The sequence below is a fragment of the Streptomyces sp. NPDC054813 genome (assembly GCF_053611365.1).
The window spans coordinates 482,454-483,161 of the sequence record NZ_JBSHAF010000004.1 but is presented as its reverse complement, the minus strand read 5'-3'; the positions used below and the strand labels follow the sequence as shown (position 1 = coordinate 483,161).

Below are 708 nucleotides of genomic sequence, written 5' to 3'. Positions count from 1 at the left end.
CTCTTCCGCCCGCCCCGCCCCGCCCACGCCCCGCCCCCCCCGCCCCCGCGGTGCCTCTGGACTACTGGTTGCCGGTGCCGTTGGCGGACATGGCCGAGATGTCGTCCAGGATGTGCGACAGCGGTTCGTCGCCCTTGGCCTGGGTGGAGTTCTCGACGCACTGCTGGTTCTGCGGCGCGGACAGGACCGGCACGTCCTGGAGGACGCCGACGGCGGCGGCGCCGACCAGGCCCTGGAGGTTCGCCTTGACCGGGAGGCCGACGCAGGGCTTGTTCAGACTGCCCTGAACCAGCGAGAGCTGCGGGCTCTGGTCGCCGAACGTGGCCGAGTTGCCGAACTCCGACTTGGCGCCGTTGCCGCTGGCCGAGGTGGTGCCGCTGTCGTTGCCGGTGGCCAGGGCCTGGGGAGCGGCCGTGGCCGCGAAACCGGCGACGGTGGCGGCAACGGCCGCGGTTGCCCACAGCTTCTTCATGTTCAATCCCTTTCGAAAGGCGGACTCCGGGGAGGAGCTGCGTGATCGTCAACGGCAGGAACCCTGCCGGGGTTGCGTGCTTTGCTCCCATTGGAGTAGCGCAGTCCGATTAGGCGACGAGCGCCCCGCCCGGGGGCGGGTGCACCGGAGACGACGCAGGCCGGGGGGGGGGGCCGGGGGGGGGGGCGGGGCCCCCGGAGAGCGCGCACAGAAGGGGGGGGCGGACGGGGGGTGAG

General features: G+C 72.9%; 1 protein-coding gene. It reads right to left on the bottom strand.

Annotated features, from left to right (window positions below):
* Window positions 1-61: 61 nt before the first annotated feature.
* On the bottom strand, window positions 62-472 hold the full coding sequence (locus tag ACWGJB_RS10690) for a rodlin (RefSeq protein ID WP_453379811.1): 411 nt from the start codon (window positions 470-472) through the stop codon (window positions 62-64).
* Between the last annotated feature and the right edge of the window lie 236 nt (window positions 473-708).

Excerpts from the sequence above, each read along its gene's own strand:
- ACWGJB_RS10690 (WP_453379811.1), bottom strand. The coding sequence starts at position 472 with ATGAAGAAGCTGTGGGCAACCGCGGCCGTTGCCGCCACCGTCGCCGGT.